The following is a 1,992-nucleotide window of genomic DNA, read 5'->3' as shown; positions in this document are numbered from 1 at the left end:
GAGCTGTACCAATGGCTGCTAGCACGTTAGCAATGTTGTAATCGCCATATACAGGCACTGCTACTTTGTATGACTGTCCTTTATACAGTAAATCAAAGAAAGAGCCCCCTTCTTTGACAGTAATATTTTTTGCTTGCAGAGTGGCCTCCGCATTATTTAATAAGCTATACGTGACTTTAGGTCCTTTAAATAGCCTGCTTAAGTCTTTACCCATGTCCTGATCATCTATATTAATAACGGCATGTTTTGCCTGCTGAAATAATTTCATCTTGCACTTTTTATAGTGTTCAAACGTTTTATGATACTCTAAATGCTCTTCTGAAAGATTTGTATGAATGGCTACATCAAAATAAATATTTTCTACTCGCTGCTGATCAATCGCAATTGAAGATACTTCCATCACTGCCGCTTCATCGCCTCTTGTATACAATTCATAAAAAATTTTATGCAAGTCTATCGATTCAGGTGTTGTAGGCGTACTTTTTTTATAAACTAACTTCTTCTTTGATGACCAAATGCCGGTCGTGCCAATCGATCCTGTCGGCAATTTTAAAAGAGTTAAAAGCGACCTTACGTAAGCTGCTACGGTTGTTTTACCATTTGTACCTGTAACGCCAATTGTCTCAATCTTTTCATCCGTATAATCAAAATACATTTTAGAAAAAGACGCCATTACTTTGCGAACGTCGTCAACAGCTAAAAACGTACAGTGAGAATACTGAGTGCTTAAAAGACGCAGCTCCTCAATGCTTGTCCCAAAGACTGCTACGGCTCCTCTAGCTATAGCTTCTTTAATATATTGATGTCCATCTTCATTTTCACCTTTTATACTAAAAAATACTGATCCGTCGTGAACCTGCTTTGAATGATATGTCAGATGGTTGATCGTTTGAGATGCAGGCCCAAAAATATGTTTAATTGATAAGTTCATTAATGTATCAAAGTGGATGTTCATAGCTATTCCTCACAGTGTATAAATTTTATTTTTAATATGTTCTAAAATCCCTTAAATACTCTTTGAAGGATATTTTTTCTTTATTTCCATTTATAAAGAACTTTCTACAATTCAATCTTTTTATTTTGCTTTCATRTGTAGAACGAAAATAAAGAAAAGACGGATCACTAATTTTTAAAACTAAAAGCATGTAAAATATGGATGAACTATGTATATCATACCAGCAACAAATGCGAAGTATTGTAGTAAAATATTCCCCCTATACGTGCAAAACGAAACCATTCTTTAAAATAAAATAATTTCATAAAGTAAGTTGAATCATGATAAATACTTGAACGTGGAGTAAGAAAGATTACTGTATTAATCAGTGCCTTCCTTTGCAAAATAACAAAGAAAAGATCATAATAAAACATGCGCATAACAGCGTGAATGACTCTGTTTTGAAAGGATGGACTACAGCAAATGACGCGTTCTCTTTTAGCGATTGAACCACTTCCTCTTTTATTTTATCAACAGCCTACACTTGAATTAGCTCAGTCGCTGTTAGGATGTCTTCTTGTTCACGAAACGGCAGAAGGAACTGCATCTGGTTTTATTGTAGAAACTGAKGCTTATAAAGGGCCTTTCGACCGAGCAGCTCATAGCTTTAATAACCGGCGCACAAAAAGAACGGAGGTAATGTTCGGTCCTCCTGGTCATGCCTATACGCATACAATGCATACACATTGTTTACTCAATGTTGTAAGCAGCGACATCAATTGTCCAGAAGGCGTCCTCATTCGAGCTATTGAGCCATTTAGCGGAAAAAATTTGATGAAAAATAGACGTCGAGGGATGGAAGACGAAACAAATTGGACAAACGGTCCTGGGAAACTAACAAAAGCACTAGGGGTTTCAATGGATTTGTACGGTCATGATTTAACCAGCCCTCCTCTTTATATTGCTCGTGGCTTCACTCCTTCAGAGTTTTCCGCCGGACCTCGCGTTGGCATTGATAATTCTGGTGAAGCGAAGGATTATCCTTGGCGCTTTTGGAT

At 36.9% G+C, this 1,992-nt stretch carries 2 protein-coding genes; one reads left to right on the top strand and one right to left on the bottom strand.

Going from position 1 to position 1,992, the window contains the following annotated elements:
• Window positions 1-955: Mur ligase family protein (locus AC1DRF_RS24910; protein ID WP_477741956.1), on the bottom strand; the 955-nt coding region annotated here is incomplete at its 3' end.
• A gap of 462 nt (window positions 956-1,417) precedes the next feature.
• Here AC1DRF_RS24910 and AC1DRF_RS24905 point away from each other — a divergent pair.
• Window positions 1,418-1,992 (top strand): DNA-3-methyladenine glycosylase (locus AC1DRF_RS24905; RefSeq protein WP_477741955.1); only part of this gene is annotated, 575 nt, incomplete at its 3' end.

The sequence above is a fragment of the Priestia sp. P5_B4 genome (assembly GCF_056400385.1).
The sequence above is the reverse complement of the archived record's forward strand: the minus strand, read 5'-3'. Positions and strand labels throughout refer to the sequence as shown.